This is a genomic window from Allobosea sp. P4_C6 (assembly GCF_056402015.1).
In genome coordinates this window covers 1-1,663 of the sequence record NZ_JBFUIF010000224.1, presented here as the reverse complement: position 1 = coordinate 1,663, position 1,663 = coordinate 1, and the positions used below count along the sequence as shown (strand labels likewise).

At 57.4% G+C, this 1,663-nt stretch carries 3 protein-coding genes; 2 read left to right on the top strand and 1 reads right to left on the bottom strand.

Going from position 1 to position 1,663, the window contains the following annotated elements:
• The first annotated feature begins 365 nt into the window (after nucleotides 1-365).
• Together AC1DVA_RS28150 and AC1DVA_RS28145 are read left to right on the top strand one after the other, a co-directional pair.
• Complete coding sequence (locus AC1DVA_RS28150; protein ID WP_476808093.1) at nucleotides 366-1,067, top strand: hypothetical protein; 702 nt, start codon at nucleotides 366-368, stop codon at nucleotides 1,065-1,067.
• 80 nt (nucleotides 1,068-1,147) lie between these two features.
• Nucleotides 1,148-1,339, top strand: coding sequence for a MerR family transcriptional regulator (locus tag AC1DVA_RS28145; RefSeq protein ID WP_476808092.1), 192 nt, complete (start codon nucleotides 1,148-1,150; stop codon nucleotides 1,337-1,339).
• A 110-nt stretch (nucleotides 1,340-1,449) separates the two neighbouring features.
• Here AC1DVA_RS28145 and AC1DVA_RS28140 read toward each other — a convergent pair.
• Nucleotides 1,450-1,663: integrase core domain-containing protein (locus AC1DVA_RS28140; RefSeq protein WP_476808047.1), on the bottom strand; the 214-nt coding region annotated here is incomplete at its 5' end.

The following is a 1,663-nucleotide window of genomic DNA, read 5'->3' as shown; positions in this document are numbered from 1 at the left end:
ATGCAATCCCCGGGGAGATCGAGAAGCAGATTCGGGCGCTATGAGCCTCATCCTCCGCTGCGCCTTTCCCTCCCATCAATCGCCCCTGCCATGAACCGCAGCGCCGGCACGCGCTGGTCGGTCAACCGCGGCCGCGGCCATCGCCGCGGCATCAAGGGAAATCTCGGCCTGCGCCCTGCTCGGCAAACGCAGCGCCGGATCGTACTGTGCGTCATATCCAGGTGCCACCCACTAGCTCCGTCGCGGCTGTACTCCACCAGTGGGCAGCTACGCGCGCGCGGGCGCGTACGCGCGCGAAAGCCATTGAACACACGGTTGGAAGTGCTCACATGGCTGCGTCGCCACCATGAAGCGGGAATCGCAGCATGTTCAATGAGGAATTTACCGAACCGCCACGCGACGAGGCCCACTTCTGGGAGATGGTGGAGTATAATTTTGACGTGGCGTTAGAAATTCTCTCGATGCGCTTACAAACGCGCGAGCAAGCGATCGGCGGCGAGGTTAATATTGCGGCTCTCTCCGCTTTCATCCCATACCGCGGCGCCACAACTGAAAATGACCAACGGGAATATTTCTATAATCTCGGTAACGCACAGCTCGAACGTCTTGAACAATTGATTCACCAGCGGCAGCTGAGCATTGAATTCGTTCAAGCATGGGGCGTGTTGATGTGCGCCTTCGSCCACACCGTCAACTATGTAATGGACGACAGTAAGGTTCTCGCGGCCGAGCGCGCCGCCGCTGCCAGTGCTGAAAAGCGGTCACCACAACGGCAGCAAAAGTGGTTGGCGCACATCGTCTATCCGCGGGTGCGTAAGGGTGACAAGCGTTCCGATATCGATCAGGACGTCACCGTCATCATCAATGACATAATCGCGAAGAAAGGATTGGCCGGCTTCCCCAAAGTCTGGTTCGAAAAAATGGTGGAGAAAGAACCTGACGAGGAAGGCATCCGCGCATTGAAGCCAATTTTTTCGGAGAAACACTTTGGCGTTCCGAAAATGCTCGGGCTGCTTGAGCTACCAGTCGACGACATTCCCCCGTTTGAACAATTCGTTCCCAGTTAGCCGCTAACTGGGAGCAGGACAGTTTCCGATGTGCAAGAYAAGTCTCAACGAGCCGCTGAGGTTCGTCGGAGATCACGCACATGCACAATGACCCATATCCCGATATCGATCGCTTGAGCACATACAAGCAAGCAGCCGAAGCACTTGGTCTGCCCTATTATAAAGTCCAGCGCGCTGCTGCCCGTGGGATGATACCGACATATTCGCTCTTGAATGGCCGGAAGTACGTAAAACTGCGCGACATCGAAGCGCTGCTTCAGGCGAACCACTAGCTCTCCATTCAACAACAATTCTTTCGAGGCGGGATCAATCGATTCCGTGATCGAGGAACTATGCCCGAAAGGCAAATTGGCCTGCCCCCATCAGGTGGCCCGGTTCTAATCTAATGCATGGTGGGCTTGTCGGCCACGGTTGAGATGGCCGGCGAAGCGGGTTGGGTTTTCGTAGGCGGCCAGACCACAGCGACCGGTGCTGGCGGCTTGTAGCCGAGCGAGGAGTGCGGGCGCCGGGTATTGTAGTGCTGACGCCAGCCCTCGATGACGATCCGAGCCTCGGCGAGGCTGTAGAACAGCTCGCCGCTCAGGAGTTCGTCGCGC

Coding starts and splice junctions, on each gene's coding strand:
- AC1DVA_RS28145 (WP_476808092.1), top strand. CDS start 1,148: ATGCACAATGACCCATATCCCGATATCGATCGCTTGAGCACATACAAG.